18 protein-coding genes are annotated in these 19,692 nt (G+C 63.6%); 7 read left to right on the top strand and 11 right to left on the bottom strand.

What is annotated here, in order from left to right; translation table 11 throughout:
* Window positions 1–2: 2 nt before the first annotated feature.
* Genes AC56PL_RS27045 through AC56PL_RS27025 form a run of 5 tightly spaced genes read right to left on the bottom strand, consistent with a single transcriptional unit; the run spans window position 3 to window position 6,079 of the window.
* Window positions 3–266, bottom strand: a complete 264-nt coding sequence (locus tag AC56PL_RS27045) for a monovalent cation/H+ antiporter complex subunit F (RefSeq protein ID WP_495517026.1) — start codon at window positions 264–266, stop codon at window positions 3–5.
* Window positions 263–997: a Na+/H+ antiporter subunit E gene (locus tag AC56PL_RS27040; RefSeq protein WP_495517027.1), complete on the bottom strand. Its 735-nt coding sequence runs from the start codon at window positions 995–997 to the stop codon at window positions 263–265. The genes AC56PL_RS27045 and AC56PL_RS27040 overlap by 4 nt, the downstream gene beginning before the upstream one ends.
* The gene (locus AC56PL_RS27035; RefSeq protein WP_495517028.1) at window positions 994–2,607 is read right to left on the bottom strand and encodes a Na+/H+ antiporter subunit D; all 1,614 of its coding nucleotides are present in this window, start codon (window positions 2,605–2,607) and stop codon (window positions 994–996) included. Before AC56PL_RS27035 ends, AC56PL_RS27040 begins: the two co-directional genes overlap by 4 nt.
* Window positions 2,604–3,194, bottom strand: coding sequence for a Na(+)/H(+) antiporter subunit C (locus AC56PL_RS27030; protein WP_497155748.1), 591 nt, complete (start codon window positions 3,192–3,194; stop codon window positions 2,604–2,606). Before AC56PL_RS27030 ends, AC56PL_RS27035 begins: the two co-directional genes overlap by 4 nt.
* The gene (locus AC56PL_RS27025) at window positions 3,191–6,079 is read right to left on the bottom strand and encodes a Na+/H+ antiporter subunit A (RefSeq protein WP_497155747.1); all 2,889 of its coding nucleotides are present in this window, start codon (window positions 6,077–6,079) and stop codon (window positions 3,191–3,193) included. The genes AC56PL_RS27030 and AC56PL_RS27025 overlap by 4 nt, the downstream gene beginning before the upstream one ends.
* A 255-nt stretch (window positions 6,080–6,334) precedes the next feature.
* On the opposite strand from AC56PL_RS27025, the gene AC56PL_RS27020 reads away from it, so the two are divergent.
* Complete coding sequence (locus AC56PL_RS27020) at window positions 6,335–6,757, top strand: hypothetical protein (protein ID WP_495517031.1); 423 nt, start codon at window positions 6,335–6,337, stop codon at window positions 6,755–6,757.
* Here AC56PL_RS27020 and AC56PL_RS27015 read toward each other — a convergent pair.
* Complete coding sequence (locus AC56PL_RS27015) at window positions 6,732–7,415, bottom strand: TetR/AcrR family transcriptional regulator (protein ID WP_497155746.1); 684 nt, start codon at window positions 7,413–7,415, stop codon at window positions 6,732–6,734. The genes AC56PL_RS27020 and AC56PL_RS27015 overlap by 26 nt on opposite strands.
* An 80-nt stretch (window positions 7,416–7,495) precedes the next feature.
* On the opposite strand from AC56PL_RS27015, the gene AC56PL_RS27010 reads away from it, so the two are divergent.
* The 3 genes from AC56PL_RS27010 to AC56PL_RS27000 are packed head-to-tail and all read left to right on the top strand — an operon-like array spanning window position 7,496 to window position 10,615.
* The gene (locus AC56PL_RS27010; RefSeq protein ID WP_495517033.1) at window positions 7,496–8,272 is read left to right on the top strand and encodes a carboxymuconolactone decarboxylase family protein; all 777 of its coding nucleotides are present in this window, start codon (window positions 7,496–7,498) and stop codon (window positions 8,270–8,272) included.
* A gap of 2 nt (window positions 8,273–8,274) precedes the next feature.
* Window positions 8,275–9,105, top strand: a complete 831-nt coding sequence (locus AC56PL_RS27005; protein ID WP_497155745.1) for a mycofactocin-coupled SDR family oxidoreductase — start codon at window positions 8,275–8,277, stop codon at window positions 9,103–9,105.
* Window positions 9,106–9,151: 46 nt separating this feature from the next.
* The gene (locus tag AC56PL_RS27000; RefSeq protein ID WP_495517035.1) at window positions 9,152–10,615 is read left to right on the top strand and encodes an aldehyde dehydrogenase family protein; all 1,464 of its coding nucleotides are present in this window, start codon (window positions 9,152–9,154) and stop codon (window positions 10,613–10,615) included.
* A gap of 67 nt (window positions 10,616–10,682) precedes the next feature.
* Here the strand turns inward: AC56PL_RS27000 and AC56PL_RS26995 are convergent, their stop codons facing one another.
* A complete protein-coding gene (locus AC56PL_RS26995; protein ID WP_495517036.1) occupies window positions 10,683–10,895 on the bottom strand; it encodes a 4Fe-4S domain-containing protein in 213 nt (70 codons plus the stop codon).
* Window positions 10,895–12,169, bottom strand: a complete 1,275-nt coding sequence (locus AC56PL_RS26990) for a cytochrome P450 (protein WP_495517037.1) — start codon at window positions 12,167–12,169, stop codon at window positions 10,895–10,897. Before AC56PL_RS26990 ends, AC56PL_RS26995 begins: the two co-directional genes overlap by 1 nt.
* A gap of 169 nt (window positions 12,170–12,338) precedes the next feature.
* On the opposite strand from AC56PL_RS26990, the gene AC56PL_RS26985 reads away from it, so the two are divergent.
* Window positions 12,339–12,941, top strand: coding sequence for a TetR family transcriptional regulator (locus tag AC56PL_RS26985; RefSeq protein ID WP_495517038.1), 603 nt, complete (start codon window positions 12,339–12,341; stop codon window positions 12,939–12,941).
* A gap of 92 nt (window positions 12,942–13,033) precedes the next feature.
* Here AC56PL_RS26985 and AC56PL_RS26980 read toward each other — a convergent pair whose 3' ends face one another.
* Window positions 13,034–13,879, bottom strand: coding sequence for a mycofactocin-coupled SDR family oxidoreductase (locus AC56PL_RS26980; RefSeq protein ID WP_497155744.1), 846 nt, complete (start codon window positions 13,877–13,879; stop codon window positions 13,034–13,036).
* 406 nt (window positions 13,880–14,285) lie between these two features.
* Between AC56PL_RS26980 and AC56PL_RS26975 the strand changes: the two genes are divergently transcribed.
* Window positions 14,286–15,668, top strand: coding sequence for an ABC transporter substrate-binding protein (locus AC56PL_RS26975; protein ID WP_497155743.1), 1,383 nt, complete (start codon window positions 14,286–14,288; stop codon window positions 15,666–15,668).
* Window positions 15,669–15,679: 11 nt separating this feature from the next.
* Window positions 15,680–16,429, top strand: a complete 750-nt coding sequence (locus AC56PL_RS26970) for an FAD binding domain-containing protein (RefSeq protein WP_497155742.1) — start codon at window positions 15,680–15,682, stop codon at window positions 16,427–16,429.
* On the opposite strand, the gene AC56PL_RS26965 is transcribed toward AC56PL_RS26970, so the two are convergent.
* Complete coding sequence (locus AC56PL_RS26965; RefSeq protein ID WP_495517042.1) at window positions 16,422–17,264, bottom strand: mycofactocin-coupled SDR family oxidoreductase; 843 nt, start codon at window positions 17,262–17,264, stop codon at window positions 16,422–16,424. The two genes, AC56PL_RS26970 and AC56PL_RS26965, sit on opposite strands and share 8 nt — an antisense overlap.
* Before the next feature lie 175 nt (window positions 17,265–17,439).
* Entirely contained in the window at window positions 17,440–19,680 is a 2,241-nt protein-coding gene (locus AC56PL_RS26960; protein ID WP_497155741.1) for an AAA family ATPase, read from the bottom strand.
* Window positions 19,681–19,692 lie beyond the last annotated feature (12 nt).

The raw sequence follows: 19,692 nt of genomic DNA, 5'->3' as shown, positions 1-19,692 counted from the left end.
CGCTACACCTCGTTGTCCCGGACGCGGAAGCGGGCGACCGCAACGGTTCCGACAAAGCCGAGCAGCGACAGCGCGACGATCCCGGACACCACCGTCGAGTCCATGGAGTAGGCCGCCCACACCGCCAGTGAACACGTCGCCACCGCCACCGCGGTGTCGAGCGCAACGAGCCGGTCGAGGGTGTCGGGGCCGATCAGCATGCGTGCGGTGGTGAGCACCGACGCGGAGAGCAGGAGACAGGCAGCAATGACCCAGACAACGTTCACTTCATGACTCCGCTCGTGTAGTCGTCGTCGATTCCGTGGTACGGGCTGGCATGCCATTCACTATCGCGCTCGAAGGCCTTGATGAACAACCGTTCGACGGTTTCGACCTGCTTGTGGAAGGCCTTCACCTTTTCCGGTGAGCTGGCGTCGATGATATGGACGTACAGCAGTCGGCGGCTGTGGTCGATCTCGACCACCATGGTTCCGGGCACCAGATTCAGATAGTCCACGGCAAGCGTCAGTACCAGGTCCGACTTGATGGCAAGCCGGACCCGCAAGACCGCGCTCAGGGGTGGTTTGGCGGGCCGGATCGCCAGCCAGCCGACCTGCAAACTCGACTTGAAGAGGTCGGTCAGCAGGCGGAAGATCAACTCCACCACCGTCAACGGGTGGATGCGGCCTTCAACCGGGACCCGCGGCAGCGGCAGCAGGATGAGTACCACGATCGCGACGCCGATGCCGGCGATGACGTTGGCGAGGTCGAACGTACCCCAGAGCAGAACCCAGACGAAGGTGAGCCAGGAGATCGTCCACACCCGGACTGCGACTTCGCGGCGGTCCGAACCGAACCATCGCTTGATCTGGATGCGGTTCCTGATCAGGATCCCGATCCTGGTCAGATGCCAGGCGATGAAGATGACGGTGAACCGCCAGGCGTTCACCAGGTGCGCACGTATCGGACCGCGCGGGGACGGCGGTTGTGGTCGCGACGATGCGGTTGGCTCGGTCACCGGCCACCTCCCAGCACCGCGTCGAGGTAGATGCTCGAGTCGGTGAGATCGGCGGCGGCCTGATCTGTGAACTCGAAGATGGGGCCGGCCCACAAGGTGAGGATGATGCCTGCGACAACCATCGCGATGGTGGGGACCACCATGCCGATGGGCATCCGGCCGACATCGACACGGTCGTCGAAGGCGACGTCATCGGCGTCGGATCCGTCGAGCAGCGGTGAGGGACCGGCATCGGCCATTTCACCTTCGGGGGCGTCGGCGCGCGGGCGCCAGAAGGCCTTGGTCCACACACGGGCCACCACGTAGAGGGTGAGCAGGCTGGTCACGACCGAGCCGCCGACCAGGAACCAGGCGAGCACGCTGCCGTCCTGAACGCCGGCTTCGATCAGCGCGACCTTGCCGATGAACCCGGAGAACGGCGGGATGCCACCGAGATTCAGCGCCGGGATCAAGAACAGAGCTGCCAGTAGGGGACTGGCCGCCAGACCACCCAGCCGGCGCAGTGAGGCAGAGCCGGCCTGCCGCTCGATGAGTCCGACCACCAGGAACAGCGTTGTCTGCACCAGAATGTGGTGGGCCACATAGTAAATTGCGCCGGACAATCCGAACTCTGTGGACAGCGCGAGGCCGAAGATCATGTAACCGATGTGGCTGACCAGCGTGAAGGACAACAGTCGTTTGATGTCGGACTGGGCTATCGCACCGAAGATGCCCACCAACATCGTCAGCAACCCGGCCACCATCAGGACCTTGTCCATGGAGCCACCAGGGAACAGCAGGGTGTGGGCCCGGATGATCGCGTACACACCGACTTTGGTCAGCAAGCCGGCGAACACTGCGGTGACCGGAGCCGGCGCCGTCGGATAGGAGTCGGGCAACCAGGTCGACAGCGGGAAGACGGCCGCCTTGATGCCGAAGGCGACCAGCAGCACCGCGTACAGCGCGCCCTTGGTGCCGTCGGGTATGTCCTGCAGGCGGATCGCCATCTCGGCCAGGTTCAGGGTGCCGGTGGCGGCGTAGGCGAACGCGATGCCCGCGAGGAACACCAGTGACGAGACCATCGAGACCATCACGTACGACACGCCTGCGCGCACCCGGTCGGCGCTGGCGCCGAGCGTCAGCAGCACGTAGCTGGCCGCCAGCAGGACCTCGAACGAGACGTACAGGTTGAACAGGTCACCGGCGAGGAAGGCGTTGCAGACTCCGGTGCACAGCAGTAGATAGGTCGGTAGGAAGATCGAGACCGGCTGGTCGACGGTGCCGTCGCGGATACCCTGGCCGACCGCGTAGAGCATGACGCAGAGCAGGACCGCGGTCGAGACCACGAGCATCAGGGCCGAGAGCTGGTCGGCGACAAGGGTGATGCCCAGTGGACCGAGATCGCCGCCCTTTGAATCCCAGCCACCGATGTGCAGAGCGTAGGTACCGTCGCGGTTGGTCAGATACAGCAACAGGCAGGCGGAGACAAAGGCGATCGAGATCGCCACGATGGTCACCACACGCTGAAAACGGGGATAGCGACCCATGATCAGCGTGAGAACGGTGCCGATCATCGGAACCAGGACCGGCGCCACGATCAGCGTGGGGAACCAGGCATTCGACAACGTCATGTGTCTGCGCCCCCTCTGGTGTCCGGCACGGTTTCTTCGAGATCCGCCAGTTCGTCGGCGAGGTCGTCGGGGTCGGGAAGGATGTCGGTTTCGTAGATCTCGGCGCGGCGGGCCTTGATCTGCTCTTCGGTCAACGGATTGCCTGCGTCGTCGAACATGTCGCCGCGCTTGGTGTCGAAGCCGGTGATCGGGTCGTCGCTGCGGTCGCGGTCGGGTGCGTCCGCGCTGCGCTGGTGCTGGACCTTCAGATCCTCGGGATCGTCGTCGACCTCGTCGTCGGTGTTGATCATGAAGCTGCGGTAGGCGAGCGACAGAATGAACGCTGCCATCCCCATCGTGATGACGATCGCGGTCAGGATCATGCCCTGCGCAAGCGGATCGGCGTCTTGAGTTCGGTCTCCCGAACTACGTCCGATGATCGGCGGGTTACCCATTCCGCCGGAGATGGTGATGATCAGCAGGTTGATCGAGTTGCCGACCAACAACAGCCCGAGCAGCATCTTGACGAGGCTGCGTTCGAGGAGCAGGTACACGCCGCAGGCCGCCATCAGGCCGACAACGATGAGTAGTCCGAGGTTGACACTCATGCGCCGACCTCCTGTGTTTCGCGACGGACCCTTGGTGCGTCTTCGTCGAGGCGGGCGCCGAGGCTGCGCAGTACATCGAGGACCAGGCCGACAACGATGAAGTAGACGCCGAGGTCGAAGAACAGCGCCGTAACCAGTTTCACGTCACCGAAGATCGGGAGTGTGAACTCGATCGTCGCCGAGGACAGTGCCGGTGCGCCGAGGAAGACCGAGGCCACCGCGGTGCCAACCGAAAGGCCCAGTCCGATACCGAGGATTCGGCCGGCATCGATCGGGATGGCTTCGCCGAGCTCGTAGCGGCCGCCTGCGAGGTACCGGAGTACCAGGGCCAGACCCATGGTGAGACCGCCGGCGAATCCGCCGCCGGGCGCATTGTGGCCGGCGTAGAAGAAGTACAGCGACAGCACGATCATGGTCGGGAAGATCAGCCGCGTGGTGGCCTCGAGCACCATCGACCGGTGCCGTGGATCACGGAAGTTGCTGCCGCGCAGCCATGTCGTCCGCTCACCGAACTGCTGGGCGCTGTTGTACCCGGCGGGTCGTGGCGCATTGCTGCGGGTGGCGTCGGCGACGCTGGGCGCCGCTCCGAACCGGCGGTGCCGGAAGACCATGGACGCGACACCGGTCGCGGCCACCAGGAGGACCGAGATCTCGCCGAGTGTGTCCCAGGCGCGGATGTCGACAAGTAGAACGTTGACCGTGTTCGAGCCGTTGCCGTACTTGTATGCGGCGTAGGGCAACTCGGACGACATCGGGATCGTGTTGCGGGCTGCCGCGGCGAACAGGCCGACCATGACGAGGAGTGCGCCGAATGCCAGGCCGAGGAGAGCGCGCAGGGGCTTGAAGCCGGTTGCGTGCCGCGTCTCGGCTTCGGCGGGCAGTTTGCGCAGCACCAGGACAAAGATGACCAGCGTCAACGTTTCGACCAGGAACTGTGTCAGTGCCAGGTCGGGTGCGCCGTGGAGGGCGAACAACACGCCGCAGCTGTAGCCGGTGACACCGACGACCAGCACGGCGGCGAGGCGGTTGCGCAGTACGGTGGCCGCAATCGCGGAGGCGACCATGATGCCGCCGATGACCAGCTGAACGGGTGACTCGAAACCGTTCAGTTCCAGCCGGTTTCGCGAACCGACGAACAGCACGATGGTCGGCAGCAGCACCAGGGTGACGACGATGATGCCCTGTGTCCGTGGCAGCGAGCCACGCTGGGTGTTGCGGGTCAGGTTGACCGAGAGGGTATCTGCGCCGCGCAGGACCGCGTCGTAGATCCGGTCGGCGTTGCCCAGCGCCGGCTTCACGAATCCGAGCCGGCCCAGCTCGCGAACCAGCACGAACAGAGCGATTCCACCGACCACAGCGACTCCGGACAGTGCCAACGCCAGGTTGAATCCGTGCCAGAGCGCCAGGTGGACGATCGGTTCGCCGTAGTTGGGGACGGTCTCGGCGTAGGGCTCGAAGCCTTCGCCGATCAGACCGGCGAGTGGGCCGGAGGCAACGCCTGCCAAAGCCAGGACCCCGGCCGGGATGAGGAATGCGGCGGTCGGCTTGTGCAGTCGGGCGACGGCCGGACTCGGCGACGACTTGCGCTTACGGCCGAATGCGCCCCACAGGAAACGCAGCGAGTACGCAACGGTGAGGATGGAGCCGATCACCAGCAAGATCACCTCGACCGGGCCCTGCCAGGAGTTCAGCGCGCCGGTGTCCCAGATCTCCGAGAAGGCGGTCTCTTTGCCGACGAATCCGAGGGTGATCGGCAGCCCGGCCATGCTGGCTGCGGCCAGTGTCGCGATCGCGGCGAGCCACGGTGACCTGGAGCCCAGCCACGCGAGCTTGCGCAGGTCGCGGGTACCGGTCGAGTGGTCGATGATGCCGACGACCATGAACAGCGCGGCCTTGAACATGGCATGCGCGACGAGCATCGTGAGTCCGGCCATCGCCACGTTCGCATCGCCGATACCCACCAGCACCATCAGGAAGCCGAGCTGGGAGACGGTGCCGAAGGCGAGTACCAACTTGAGGTCGTATTCGCGCAGTGAACGGAACCCGCCGAGCAGCATCGTCAGCGTGCCCAGACCCAGGACCAGGACCTGCCAGGACACGAGGTCGGAGAACCCCGGTGCCAGTCGGGCGACCAGGAAGATGCCGGCCTTCACCATCGCCGCGGCGTGCAGGTAAGCACTGACCGGGGTGGGCGCGGCCATCGCGCCAGGAAGCCAGAAGTGGAACGGGAAGATGGCGGACTTGCTCAGGGCACCGATCAGGATCAGCACGATCGCGATGGTGACCGACGTTCCGGCGGGCGGGTCGGCCACGATCTCCGACAATGAATACGTGCCGGCGATCTCACCGAGGATGACGATGCCGACCAGCATGGCCAGGCCGCCTGCCGTGGTGACCAGCAGTGCCTGGGTCGCGGCGCGACGGCTGGTGGCGCGCACCGCGTAGAAGCCGACGAGCAGGAACGACAGGACCGTGGTCAGTTCCCAGAAGATGTAGAGGACCAGCATGTTGTCACTGCAGACCAGGCCGAACATGGCGCCGGCGAACGCGACCATCTCGCCACCGAAGCCGGCGACCCGGCGCCGGGTCTCGGTGAAGTACTCGGCGCAATAACAGAGCACCAGGGCTCCGACCCCGAGGACCAGGACCGACATGATCGCGGCCAGGGTGTCGAACCGCAGGTCGATGTTCATCTGCAGTGCGGGCACCCAGGTGATCGACTCGGTGCGGATGCCACTGGATTCGTCGGGCCAGTTCGCGAAGACCCAGATGAGCCCGCCGAAGGGTGCCAGGGCCAGAATGTAGAAGCCGCGCCTGCCCAGCCAGGTGATGATCGCAGGCGCCAGCACAGCCGTGATGGCCAAGGCGGCCAGGACTGCAATCAAGGGGCACTCCGTCGATCAGGTGGGCGGTGTGTCGGCGCACGAGGCCTCAGGGAACAAACTGCGCAATACCTGCTGTCGCGCTACCTGCTGTGGGGAGTTCGGCCTCGTTCTCTGCGGTCCAGTCTACCGTTGCTGCTGCTAGGTGCCGTATTCGGGCTTCGATTCGTTTCCGGATGCAAGTAATCGCCCAGGTCACCGTAAAGCTGTCCGCCGGTCGGTAGGACAGTTGACGACCTCACCACCTAGTCTGTCTCCATGATTCGGGTGCGCGTGGTTGTGATGCTGATCCTGGCGGGTTTGATGTTGCTTGTCGGAGCGTGCGGCAGCGACGACAAAGAGGCCGATTCGACGTCGGCAGGATCGCTGGCGCTGCCCGGTGACTTCCCTTCCCAGGTGCCGGTGATCGAGGGTGCGGTGCTGGCTGTCGGAGGCACGGCCAAGGACGGCTGGAACCTGACCGTGGCCGGCCGGGCCGACGCGGGCGATCCGTTCGACAACGCATCGACGCAACTTCTCGACGGTGGGTTCACCGAGCAATTCCAGCGCCAGGAGGGCCCCGAGTCCGTGAAGGGTTTTGTGGCCGAGGCGGACGGCAAGCGCTACACCGTGGTGATCGGCACGACCGAGGCATCCGTCAGCGGTCCGACGGCCATCACCTATCAGGTGTCGCAGTCGTAGCCCGTCTGCTCTTTGATTGTGGCCAGGCGGCCAGGGCCGCGAGAGTCTCCGCTGACGGCGGGGTCACGAGGTACGCCATCAAGCTGTCCAGTAGCTGACTCACATGTACCGCGTACGGCGGAATGGGTAGCCCCAGCATGCGGGTGCGATGCCGATCCGCGCATACGTGCAGGCTTGTAGCCGATGCCTGGCGAATCCGGATTTCCCGCAAACGTTTCGGTATGTCACTGATCAGTGAGTCGACCCGTGCGGTGTACGCGTCCTCGACTGTCCGATTGGACGAGGGAAGCCGGTCCAAGGGGTGGACCTTGTGTCCGAGTTGTTCGAGGAACTGCAAGTAGTAGCAGTCTTCGTCTTCGGCGAGTTCGATCAACGGTAGATGGTGTGCCTCGATCACCCCGCGCAGGTCGTCAGCGGGTGTTCGGGCCTGGAGCAGTGCCCGCCTGCGGTCCAGATCGTCGAGGCGGTTGACCAGGATGGCCTCGACCAGGCCTTCTTTTGATCCGAAGTGATATTGCACTGCCGATTTGTTCGCCATGCCCGCTTCGGTCCCGATCTGGCGCAGCGGTACCCCGTCGATTCCGTGGACCGCAAAAAGGCGCTCGGCGGTGAGCACCAGTTGCTGTTTGGCGGACCGACCGACCGGGGGCATCGACATTTCACCATGAAACCATGATGGACAAAATTAGGGTTAGGGACTTAAAGTTCAGGCACTTGACCTGAAAGTGAGTACCCAAAATGGAAAACTTGGCGCCTTCCGGCTATCGCGACGTGATGATGTCGGACCCCCCGATCGGCTCGACCCCGTTTGTTGACGCGCAGCAGCGGTTTGTCTTCGGCGAGGTGTGGGCGCGGCCTGGATTGAGCCGCCGCAACCGCCGCTGGGTCACATTGACCTGTGTCGGCGCCGCCGACGCGCAGCAGCCGATCGAGGATCAGGTCATCGCCGCGCTGAGCAGCGGTGACATCACCATCGACGAGATGCTGGAGTTCGTCCTGCATTTCGCGGTCTACAACGGCTGGCCCAAGGCGTCACACCTCGAGGGCGTCGTGCGACGGCAGTGGGCGATATTGGAGCAGGGCCGGGGCCGCTCGGGTGTGGTGGCCCCGCAAGAGAACACGCAATTGGGATTGTCCGACTGGGACGAGCGGATCGAGCGTGGCGTGCAGGAGTTCCGTGACGTCAATCTGATCGAGGCTCCCGGTCCCGACACGCCGTACATGCACGCCGGCATCCTGAACTTTGTATTCGGACACGTCTGGCAGCGCCCCGGACTCAGTCGGCGTGATCGACGATTCATCACCGTTGCCTCTGTGGCCGTGTGTGATTCGGCGTTGCCACTGACGTCGCATACCGGATCGGCCCTCGAATCGGGCGACATCACCAAGGCCGAGATGGACGAGGTCGTGCTCCAACTGTCGGCGTACTCGGGTTTCGCCAAAGGTGAAGCTCTCCATGCAGTTGCGGAACAAGCCTGGGCAAGGATCGCCCGGTCACAGGAAAAGGAAGCATGAAAATGTCAGGACTTGAAGGTCGCGTTGCGTTCATCACCGGTGCAGGCCGTGGGCAGGGCCGCGCTCACGCCGTGCGGTTGGCGCGCGAAGGTGTCGACATCATCGCTGTGGACATCTGCGAGAACGTCGATTCGATGACGTATCCCAATGCAAGCGAGGCGGATTTGGCCGAAACCGTGCGGCTTGTGGAGCAGCAGGATCGCCGGATCGTCGCCCGCAAGGCGGATGTGCGGAATTATGAGGAGCTTTCGGAAGCATTTGGTGAGGGGCTGGCCGAGTTCGGGCGGTTGGACATCGTGATCGCCAACGCCGGGATCATCCGGATGGGTCCGGAATCGGAGGACTTCCTCACCGATTGGAAAGACGTCATCGACACGAACCTGTCCGGGGTGTTCCATACCGTCCGTGCCTCACTGCCGGCGCTACGCGAAGGTGGCCGTGGCGGTTCGATCGTCATCACCAGCTCCACTGCCGGATTGAAGGCGTCGGCATCACTCAATGCCAGCGGCATGGCCTACGCATCGGCCAAGCGCGGACTTGTCGGGCTCATGCAGGGGCTGGCCAGTTATCTTGCACCCGAATGGATTCGGGTCAACACCATTCATCCGACAGGTGTGGCCAGTGGTATGACGATGAACGAGGCCATGGCGAAGCTGTTCGAGGAAGCATCGGCCGGTGGCTCCAACTCCATCTCCGGAATGCAGAACGCACTCCCGATTCAGATGCTCGAGCCCGAAGATGTTGCCAACGCGGTGGCTTTCCTGGTCTCCGACGAAGCCAAGTTCATCACCGGAACCGAATGGGCCCTGGACGCGGGCTTCATGATCCGCTGAACATGCGTATCGGCAACTCTGACCGCAGAATGGATTGGATGGAAGCATGAGCGCAATACCGGTCTCTGAAGCGTTACCTTCGGCATTGTTGATCGGAGGTGATCGGGTCACCGGGTCGTCGGGCGGGACGTACGATCACATCTATCCGGCGAATGGGTTGTGTAATGCGACTGTCGAACTCGCCGGATATGACGAGATCGATCGTGCAGTGTCAGCGGGGCGAGAGGCCCAGCGTGAGTGGATCTCCATGCCCCCGGCGCAAAGGCGTGACCTCATGTTCGACCTTGCCGACGCCGTCAAGCAGGACGTTGATCGACTGGCGCGCCTGAATGTTCACGATTTTGCCGTGCCGGTTCGAACCAGCCCCGGCCACGTGATGCTTGCCGAGAGCTTCATTCGGTACTACGCCGGGTACGTCGACAAGGCTCATGGGTCGAGCACCCCGGTATCGAGCAGGTTCGACATCAATCTCATCGAGCGTGAGCCCTATGGCGTGGTCGGCATCATCGCGCCGTGGAACGGCCCGATGGTGGTCGTCGGACTGAACGTCGCTCCAGCCTTGGCCGCTGGGAATGCGGTGATTCTCAAACCATCGGAGTTGTCGCCGTTCAGCCCCCTGCGGTTCGGCGAGTTGTGTCTCGACGTCGGAATGCCGCCAGGGCTTGTCAACGTGCTGCCGTCGGGACCCGAGGGTGGCGACGCGCTTGTCCGTCACCCCGGGATCGGGAAAATCCACTTCACCGGTGGCGGCGACACGGCCCGCAAGATCATCGCCGCCGCCGCACCCAATCTCACTCCGGTGGCCACGGAGTTGGGTGGCAAATCCGCGGACATCGTCTTCGGGGATGCCGACCTCGACCAGGCGGCGATCCTTGCAGCTTGGCAGGGCCCTTTGGGCCAATCAGGGCAGAGTTGTGCATGCGCGAGTCGGATTCTGGTGCAGGACAGCGTCTACGATGACTTCCTCGAGCGATTTCTGAATGTGATCTCGGCTGCACCGATTGGGGACCCTTTCGACGCGGCCACCATGGTCGGGCCCGTGGTCAGCCAGGCCGCGGCCGACCGGATCCTCGGTGTGATCGACCGTGCTGTTGAAGAAGAGATGGGCGAACTGATCACCGGAGGTCATCGGATCGGTGGTGACCTCGGCTCCGGGTTCTACATCGAGCCGACAGTGTTCGTCGATGTCGACAACACATCGCCATTGGCGACTGTCGAAACCTTCGGACCGGTGGTGTCGGTTATGCGTTTCACCGATGAGGCAGAAGCCGTCGCCCTGGCGAATGACACCACTTTCGGTCTCAATGCTTATGTTCAGACGACCGACCTGGCACGCGCGCATCGTGTTGCGCGCCAGCTCGAGTCGGGCTCGGTGTGGATCAACAGGAACAGCGACATCTCGCCTCAGGGGCCGTATGGCGGCTACAAACAAAGTGGCACCGGTCGCGCAGGCGGACTGGAGGGGCTCCACGAGTTCTTGCAGGTCAAGAACATTCGAATCGGTATGTGAACTGTCGTTCAACCAGAAACCGGCGACGAGCCAGCTCGTCGCCGGTTTCTGGTTGTTCCTGCCTTGATCAGCGTTCCTCGATGCTGATCGCCTGGCGGGGACAGGCGGCAATCGCAGCGCGGATCGACTTCTCGGATCCTTCTGGAGGAAACTCAACCCAGATGGCCATGTCGTCGTCGCCGATGTCGAATATGTCAGGAGCCGTCTGGACACAGAGCGCGTGGCCTTCGCAACGTTCCTTGTCGACGGTGAGTCTCGGACGCGATGTGGTCATGTTCATCACTCCCCGGGTTGGGTGAAGAGCAGATGGAGTTCTGACAGACCACGCAGCAGGAATGTCTTTTCGTAGCTGTACTGACGGTTGCCTGCCGGCCCGTGCTTGTCCTCGTTGATGGCGATGTTTCCGGTGTTCGCAAGGTAGCGTTCGACCGTGGCGGTGGCTTCCGCGCGCGCCAGGGGCGCTCCGGGACAGGTGTGTGCCCCGCGGCCGAATGCGATGTGTTCCCTGTTGTTTTCGCGAGCGAGGTCGAACACATCCGGATTCTCGAACTTGCGGTCGTCGCGGTTGCAGGCACCGGGATGGACCATGAGTGTCGTACCGGGCGGCACGTCGACGCCCCCGAGATTGACGGCCATCTTCGTGAACCGGAAGTCGCTCTTGGTGGGGCTTTCCAGTCGCAGGACCTCTTCGATGAACGGTGCTATGACCTTCTTGTCTTCACGCAACTTCGCCTGCAGCTCTTGGTCTTCGGCGATGATGCGAAGCGCGGATCCGATCAGGCGTGCGGTGGTGTCTTGGCCGGCACCGAAGAGGAAAGATGCCAATCGTACGACCACGTCGGGCTCCGGAACGGTGCCGTCGGGATAGGTGGCGGTTGCGAGTTGGGTGAGTACGTCCTCTTGTGGGTTCTGGCGGCGATCGATGACGTATTCCATGAATCGCTCTTCGCAATACTCGAGCAGGTTGGTCTCGACGGTTTCTGATCCACCCAGCGCACCAACAACTTTGGCCTTGAAGTTGCTCATGCGGAGATTCTCGCGATCTTCGTCCGGCATACCGAGCAGGTCTGCGATCACCAAAGTGGTGAAGGGCCGGGAATAGTCGGCGATCACCTCGCTGGCACCAGTCGCAACATCCTCGATGAGGCACTGGTCGGCGATGGCGGACATCGCTTCGGCGTTCTCCCGTAGACGACGCGGGGTCATGATGCGACGGAGCAGTCCCCGTTCGCGCTCATGTGGCGCGCCATCCATCGTGATCAGGTATTCGTGGAAGAACCAGTGCTCGCGGTTCTGTTCGACATAGTCGCTGATGTCGTCGCCGTCGGGCTGGCCTTCGAGCGGTGGGAACGGACCGGCAACGGAATTGCAGGCAGAGAACACCTCGGGGTCCCGGTAGACCTCGATGGCTTCCTCATAGCCGGTGACGGCCATGACCCGGGGCATGGCGATGGGATGTACCGGGCACCGCGACCGCAGCTCGTCGAAATACGGATACGGGTCGTCCGCCAGTGCGGGTTCGCTGAAGAAGTCTGCCTTGGTGATGTCAACCATCGGAGGCCTTTCGGTGGTGGGCTGTGTGACTGCCGAAGCCAAAACTGATCGATCGATCAGAATGTTACAGTGAGTCATGCATAGTGCGGGAGTGAATTTGAAGTCAAGATCGTGTTCGGGCTCGCGATGCTTGAAGTCCGTGCGCGTTTTTGTCGGCGGGGGACGCTGAATGGCAACGCCACGCACGAAGCGTGATCCGGATGCGGTCAATGCCCGCACCCGTTTGATGGAAGCGACGATCGAGGTCATTCTCGAAGAGGGTTACGCCGCAGCGACATCCAGGAAGGTCGCCGCCAGGGCCGGTGTCAAGCAGGCGCTGGTGTACTACTACTTCCCGACGATGGACGACCTGTTTCTCGCCGTGGTCCGTGGAGGCGCCGAGGTCACGTACGAGCGTCAACGTCGCGCGCTGGAACAGAACGATCCACTGCGGGCGTTGTGGCTGGTCAGTGGCGATGCCCGGGCCACCAAGCTGAACACCGAATTCATGGCATTGGCCAATCACCGGAAGGTGATCAGTGCTGAATTGAAGAAGTCGTCCGAGCGCATTCGCGACATCGAAACCGCGGCGGTGACCATGGTTCTTCGGGCTCGTGGCGTCGACTTGGAAAAGTATCCGCCGGTGGTGATGTCGATGATCCTGACCGGTATGGCTCGCAATCTCCGCAACGAGGAAGCCGTCGGTGTGACTGCCGGCCATGCCGAACTCGTGGCGTTCATCGAGCGGTTCATCGACGAGTACTCCTCCGTGTCGCCGGAGCGCGACGGGTGAGTCGCCGGACCTGGTCTGGATCAGTCGACTGATCAGGGCTGTGTGACATGGGACGGGAACATGCCACGCAGCCCTGAGGAGCCGTCGAGGTGCTACTTCAGCAGGCTTCCCCCGTCGACGGCCAGTGAGATGCCGGTGACATAGCGGGATTCGTCGGAGGCCAGGAAGAGCACCGCGTTGCTGATGTCCTCGGGTTCGACCCAGCCGATCGGCAGGACGTGCATCATCTTCGCGACCACCTCGAGGTCGTCGGGGCCCGGGTTCTCCAGGTCGGGCCGGAACATCTTCATCGTGCCCTCATTCATGAACATCGGGGAGTTCACATTGGTCGGCAGAACCGAGTTGACCCGGATCGAGTGCGCTCCGAGTTCGACGGCGAAGCTTCGCATGAGCCCGATGACGCCGTGTTTGGCGGCGATGTAGTGCCCGGTGTTCGGGTAGGCCTTCATGCCGCCGACCGAGCTGGTCAACACGATTGATCCGCCGTTTCCGGCCGACAGCAGATGGGGCACAGCGGCTTTGACTGTCTTCCAGACGCCCGACAGGTTGACGTCGATCATCTCCTGCCAGTCCCGCTCGCTGGTTTTGTCGAGGGTCTCGCCGCCGTTGCCGATGCCCGCGTTGGCAACGATGACATCGAGTCGGCCGAGCTCTTCGACGCCGCTGTCCACCGCGGAGACGAGTGCGTCGAAGTCGCGTACGTCGGCCTGTGTGGCGATGATCCGGCGGTCCAGATCTTCGACCAGCTTGACGGTTTCGGCGAGGTCTTCCGGTGTCGACGCCGCGATGAGTGGCTCGACCTCGTCGGAGATGGGTCCGCAGATGTCGACCGCGATGATGTCGGCGCCTTCTTGTGCCAGGCGCACCGCATGGCTTCGTCCCTGCCCCCGCGCTGCTCCGGTGACGAAGGCGACTTTGCCCTCCATACGTCCCGCCATTGTCCCACCGATCCTTTCGAAATTGATTACGTGTCGGGGTTGATTGGTCACCGACACGAAACTGATCACTTGATCAAGACTCTCCCATCACGATGGTGTTCTGTCAACGGCGACGCCTGGACCACCGTGAAGAGTGAATATCCGGGGAATCGCTGCAGCAGTGTGTAATCGAGTCTCCGCGGCAGCGATCTCCACGTCGAATATTCCTGACGGACGAAGAAATATGATCGGTCGATCAGGGGTAAATCGGCGAAACGCTTGTATCCAACGAGGGGGAGGAGTTAGCTTTGCCGGGTAGTCGACGGAACCCTCGCGCCGGTGTTTTCGGCAGCCGCGTGCAGCCGGCGGGCCGTCGCTGCCTCCTCCCAAGCCTGACGACCCCGGATGTTCTCCGAGAGGAAAAACAATGACTGCACGTCGCATGTTTGTCGCCGTGGTGGCGAGTGTTCTGCTGGTGTCCGCCTGTGGCGACCGGGGCGGGGGGACTGCTGGGAATGAGGGTGCCGATACAGCGGACTCGTCCGCGGCGGGCCTGTCGGCCGACTTCGGTGATCTGTCGGACGTCTGTCAGCAGGGCTCGATGTCCTCGGCACCGACTCAGGGTGTAACGGCCGATGCGATCCAGGTCGGTGTCTTCTCTGACGTGGGGTTCAACAAGAATGCCGAATTCGTCAATGCGGCGAAGGTTTTCACGTCGTGGTGCAACGAGTTGGGCGGCATCGGCGGCCGCAAGATCACGGCCACCACCCGCGACTCGAAGCTGATGGATGTACGGAAGCAGATGTTGGAGGCGTGTCGCGAGGATTTTGCTCTTGTCGGCGGTGGTAGTGCACTCGACGGCCTCGGAGTGAAGGAGCGGGTCTCTTGTCTGTTGCCGAGCTTCCCGGCGCAGGTCGCTCAATTGTCGTCGGTGGGTTCTGATCTCGAGATCAGTGCGGATCCGACTCAGGTGCCCGGCTACGACCCGTTCTTCGGGTTCCGCCAGTGGTTGATCAACGATGCCCATCCCGATTCGGCCGATGCGGTCGGAATCATCAACGGAGATTCGCCGGTCACCAAGCTCATGGGGGAGCAAGCCGTTGAGTCCACCGAAGCGGCCGGCGGGGTGTTTGTTTACAACGATCTGTATCCGGCGATGGGCGTTTCGGATTGGACACCATACGCACAGGCCTTGAAGAGCAAGGGTGTGAAAGGACTGATCTTCTATGGTGAGTTCTCGCAGTTGGCCAAACTGGAGAGCGTGCTGACGTCCATGGAGTACAAGCTCGATTGGATTGATGCGAACAACAACGCCTACGGGCAACAGTTCGCCGACCTGGTGGGCAACTCGGCGGATTATCAGAACAACTACGTGGACCTCGGCGGAAATCTGCCACTCGGCAGTGACGCGCCGGCGATGAAGCAGCTCAAGGAACTCTGGGCGAAATATGCCCCCGGTGCGGAGCTGACACATCCGGCGATGCGCGCGATGTCGTCCTGGCTGCTCTTCGCCACTTCGGCCGCCAAGTGCGGGGACGACCTCACGCGTACCTGCCTTCATGACACCGCGAAGAAGGAAACCGCCTGGACCGGTGGGGGTCTGCACGCGCCTGTGAATCTGGCGCAGCCGACGCCTCCGTCGGCCTGCTTCAACGTCGAACGATTGACTGGTGCGGGATGGGAGCCTGCGGACTTTCAGCCTGACAACGGCCCGTATCGATGTGACGTTCCCCCGTACAAATACACCAGCACCTACGGCACTCCGCTCACTTTGGCCGACGTCGGTAAGAGCATGAGCGACGTCGAATGAGTGTGGTGCCGATGAAACTGCCGGCAGTCGAATTGCAGGGCTTCGAACTCGGTCCGGATTCGGTCTGGATCGGCGCGGGTACAACGCATGCCGCGATCAGGCACTCGGGGCTGATTCGAGAACACGTCCCCTTGCTCTGGCCGGCGACTCCGGTGAACGGGCCTCCCGGCGACCGCGAGACGATCGGTGGATCGATCGCTCACGCCGATGCCGCCGATGAGTACGCCGCAGTGGCATTGGCGCTCGATGCCGAGTTCGAGACGCTCTCACCCCGTGGCAGCCGGACCGTCGAGGCGACGGACTTCTTCACCGGGCCATGGAAAACGGTGTTGGCCGGCGACGAGGTCCTGACTGGGATCGTGGTTCCGCGCCGCTACGACCGGGGCGGGTACGCCATCGAAGGGTTCCGGCGGTGCGGTGATGACTCCGCGGCGGTGGGTGCGGCCGTGGTCGTCTGGCTCGATGCCTACGGCCGCGTCGATCACTGCGCGATCGCGCTGTACGGCCTGGCCCTGTCGGTGGTGCGGGCCATTGCTGCCGAGCTGGCGGTGGTGGGGCGACATGTGGGGGACATCTGTCCCGGAGATGTTGCTGCCGAGTCGATTTGGGCGGCATCCGGTTTCGGTGACCAGCGCGGCCGGGCCGGTGCTGTGGTGGTGGCACGTGCGTGGCGGCGGGCCGTGCGGGACGCGCTGTATCCACGAGGGGCTCGTTGCCTGCCCCTCGTGGATACCCGCGGTCAGCGGTGCGGGCCTACTTGAGGCAGCTGCCTGCGTCGACGGACAGTGTCACACCGGTGACGAAGCGGGCTTCGTCGGAGGCGAGGAAGAGCACCGCATTGCTGATGTCCTCGGGTTCGACCCAACCGATCGGGAGCACATGCATGAACTTCGCGACGAGCTCCATGTCGTCGGGCCCCGGATTTTCCAGGTCGGGACGGAACAGCTTCATCGTGCCCTCGTTCATGAACATCGGTGTGTTCACATTGGTCGGGTGCACAGAATTGACGCGAATCGAATGCTCTCCGAGTTCGACGGCGAAGCTGCGCATCAGCCCGACAACACCGTGCTTGGCGGCGATGTAATGGCCGGTGTTCGGGTAGGCCTTGAGTCCGCCAACCGAGCTGGTCAAGATGATAGATCCGCCATTGCCGCCTGAAATCAGGTGTGGAACACCGGCTTTCACCGACTTCCAGACGCCCGACAGGTTGACGTCGATCATCTCCTGCCAGTCGCGCTCACTCGTCTTGTCCAGGGTGTCACCGCCGTTACCGATGCCTGCGTTGGCAACGATGACGTCAAGTCTCCCGAGTTGCTCGACGCCACTGTCGACGGCAGCTTTCAGGGCGTCGTAGTCGCGGACATCCGCCTGTACCGCAACGATCCGGCGGTCGAGATCCTCGACGAGCTTGACGGTTTCGGCAAGGTCTTCCGGTGTGGACACCGCGATCACGGCCTCCTCTTCGGAGATCGGGCCGCAGATGTCGACAGCGATGATGTCGGCACCCTCCTGCGCCAAACGTACTGCGTGGCTTCGTCCTTGCCCGCGCGCTGCTCCCGTGATGAAGGCAACCTTGCCCTCCATGCGTCCCGCCATCGTGCACCAACCCTTTCGAGATCGACTCATCGCCGGTTCTCGCTCAGAGCCGACGGTTACGTAAATGCTGAACACTCGCTCAGCACATTTCCACCAAACGGGTCAGCATGTCAACGTTTTGGCGAAGCACGCGAAATCGAACCCAGGCACGCCTGGTTGACGTATTCTGCGGCGTTCAGGCGCCGCGTTTGTCGGCGTATTGCCGCAGGTTCTCCACCTGATCGGGGTCGAGTGAGGGCCGGACCTTGGCCCGGGCCGCGGCCACATCTTCGGCCGTCACGGTGGCGGCGTCGATGTTGCGGCGCATGGCGGCCAGTGCCGCCTCACGCAGGAGCGCCGAACAGTCGGCCGCGGAGTATCCGTCCAGATCGGCGGCAAGCTCGTCGAGATCGATGCCTTCGGCGAGCGGGACCGACCGGCTCGAGGTCCGCAGGATGTCGCCGCGGGCCTCGGCATCTGGTGGCGGTACGAACACCAGTCGTTCGAGACGACCGGGCCGCAACAAGGCGGGGTCGATCAGGTCGGGCCGGTTGGTCGCGCCGAGGACCACCACATCACGTAGCGGTTCGACGCCGTCGAGTTCGGTGAGCAGGGCCGCGACCACCCGGTCGCCGACGCCGGAATCGGAGGACTGCCCTCGCCGTGGCGCGAGCGCGTCGATCTCGTCGAGGAAGATGAGCGATGGTGCGGATTCCCGGGCCCGGTCGAACAGGTCGCGGACCGCCTTTTCCGAACTGCCGACCCACTTGTCCATGAGTTCAGCACCTTTGACGCTGTGGACACTGAGCTGCCCGGATGCGGCGAGTGCGCGCACCACAAACGTCTTGCCGCAGCCGGGCGGGCCGTAGAGCAGCACACCGCGCGGTGGGTCGACGCCCAGACGGGTGAAAGTGTCGGGATGATGCAGTGGCCACAGGACGGCTTCGGTCAGGGCCTGCTTGGTCTCGACCATGTCGCCGACGTCTTCGAGGGTGATGCCGCCGACGGCAACCTCCGGTGAGGCCGACCGTGACACCGGCCGGATCACTTCCAATGCACCGCTGAGGTCGGCCTCGGTCAGTTTGGGGGGCTTGCCATCTCGCGCGCTACGAGCGGCGGCGCGCAGCGCACCTTCGCGGGTCAGGGCGGCGAGGTCGGCGGCAACGAAGCCCGGTGTTCGGGAGGCGATATCGCTGAGGTCGATGGTCTCGGTGGGAACGTCGGTCAGCAAGGCGGTGAGCAGCCCTCGGCGGATCTTGTTGTCCGGCAGTCCGATCGACAGCTCTCGATCGCAGAGTTCGGGATCGCGCAGCCGGGTGTCGAGGTTCTCCGGCCTGGAGCTGGTGCAGATCAAGGCGACTCGGGGCGCGGTGATGGCGGTCCGCAGGGCGTCGAGGATCAAGGCCGACACCGGATCTGACTCGGCGGGCAGCAGTGCTTCGACGTCGCTGATCAACAGGACCGATCCGCGCTCGTCGGTTGATGAAACCAGTTGGTTGGCCGCATCTCTGACCGCGGTCAGGCGAGAGGACGACTCCAGGGCACCGGTCACCGGACCGTCCAGATAGATCAGGTTGCGGTCGGCGCACACCGCCCGGACCACGGTGGCCTTGCCCGCGCCGGGTGGGCCGGTGACGATCGCGCCGAGCCGTGCCTGCGCGCCGAGTGCGGTGAGCAATTCGGGGTTGTCCAGTGCCAGCCCGATCCACTCGGTGAGCTTGCCGACCTGGGCTTCCACGCCGACCAGTTCATCGACCCGGCGTACCGGTGGCGCCGGTGTACTCGGAGTCTGAATCCGCATCGGCGCGCTCGGGGTCGGCGTCGGGGTCGGGGGTGTGTTCGTGCGGTCGGCCCACAGCACAGCGGTGTCGGGTTGCACACTCACCGGGCCCGCCGGTTCGGCGGCGACGACGGTCAGCAGTTCGTTGGTCCAGGTGATGCCGACCGAACGTGCCAGGGAGCGGGTGGCCTCGGAGGTGGCGAACTCGGGGCCGAGGTCGCGGGGGAGCAGCGAGACCACGTCACCCACCGACACCACTTTGCCGAGCAGCGCCCGACGCAGTGTTCGTTCGTCGACTGATTCAGAGGTCAGGGACGAACCCCGGACCACGATGCGGGTGGCGCCATGAACAACGGCCGGTGCGAGCACCACGGGTGCATCGGGTTTGATCCCGGCATTCGACAGTGTCAGTTCGTCGAGCAGGGCGATACCCGTCGGTTCGGACGCCGAGGTCGAGGCGATGACCGCGGTGGTCGTCCGGGATCCGATGACCGCAACGCCATCCCATTCGCGCAATGCCAGGCCGGTGAGCACTTCAGGGTGCACCCGGACGATGCCCCGCCGGGCTTCGGCGGCCGACAGGTTGAGTCGTGCGGTCAGTGTCAGCTGCGGTGATCCGGATTGTGTGGGATCAGCGGCCGCGGATTCGGATGTCACAGAAGCAAAACT

This window comes from Williamsia sp. Y721, assembly GCF_059683565.1.
The sequence above is the reverse complement of the archived record's forward strand: the minus strand, read 5'-3'. Positions and strand labels throughout refer to the sequence as shown.

Bases quoted from the DNA above. Each gene is read 5' to 3' on its own strand.
- AC56PL_RS26965 (WP_495517042.1), bottom strand. From the start codon at position 17,264: ATGGCGGGACGCATGGAGGGCAAGGTTGCCTTCATCACGGGAGCAGCG.
- AC56PL_RS26980 (WP_497155744.1), bottom strand. From the start codon at position 13,879: ATGGCGGGACGTATGGAGGGCAAAGTCGCCTTCGTCACCGGAGCAGCG.
- AC56PL_RS26975 (WP_497155743.1), top strand. From the start codon at position 14,286: ATGACTGCACGTCGCATGTTTGTCGCCGTGGTGGCGAGTGTTCTGCTG.
- AC56PL_RS27015 (WP_497155746.1), bottom strand. From the start codon at position 7,415: ATGTCGATGCCCCCGGTCGGTCGGTCCGCCAAACAGCAACTGGTGCTC.
- AC56PL_RS27030 (WP_497155748.1), bottom strand. From the start codon at position 3,194: ATGAGTGTCAACCTCGGACTACTCATCGTTGTCGGCCTGATGGCGGCC.
- AC56PL_RS26990 (WP_495517037.1), bottom strand. From the start codon at position 12,169: ATGGTTGACATCACCAAGGCAGACTTCTTCAGCGAACCCGCACTGGCG.
- AC56PL_RS27035 (WP_495517028.1), bottom strand. From the start codon at position 2,607: ATGACGTTGTCGAATGCCTGGTTCCCCACGCTGATCGTGGCGCCGGTC.
- AC56PL_RS27000 (WP_495517035.1), top strand. From the start codon at position 9,152: ATGAGCGCAATACCGGTCTCTGAAGCGTTACCTTCGGCATTGTTGATC.
- AC56PL_RS27005 (WP_497155745.1), top strand. From the start codon at position 8,275: ATGTCAGGACTTGAAGGTCGCGTTGCGTTCATCACCGGTGCAGGCCGT.
- AC56PL_RS26970 (WP_497155742.1), top strand. From the start codon at position 15,680: ATGAAACTGCCGGCAGTCGAATTGCAGGGCTTCGAACTCGGTCCGGAT.
- AC56PL_RS27010 (WP_495517033.1), top strand. From the start codon at position 7,496: ATGGAAAACTTGGCGCCTTCCGGCTATCGCGACGTGATGATGTCGGAC.
- AC56PL_RS26985 (WP_495517038.1), top strand. From the start codon at position 12,339: ATGGCAACGCCACGCACGAAGCGTGATCCGGATGCGGTCAATGCCCGC.
- AC56PL_RS27020 (WP_495517031.1), top strand. From the start codon at position 6,335: ATGATTCGGGTGCGCGTGGTTGTGATGCTGATCCTGGCGGGTTTGATG.
- AC56PL_RS26995 (WP_495517036.1), bottom strand. From the start codon at position 10,895: ATGAACATGACCACATCGCGTCCGAGACTCACCGTCGACAAGGAACGT.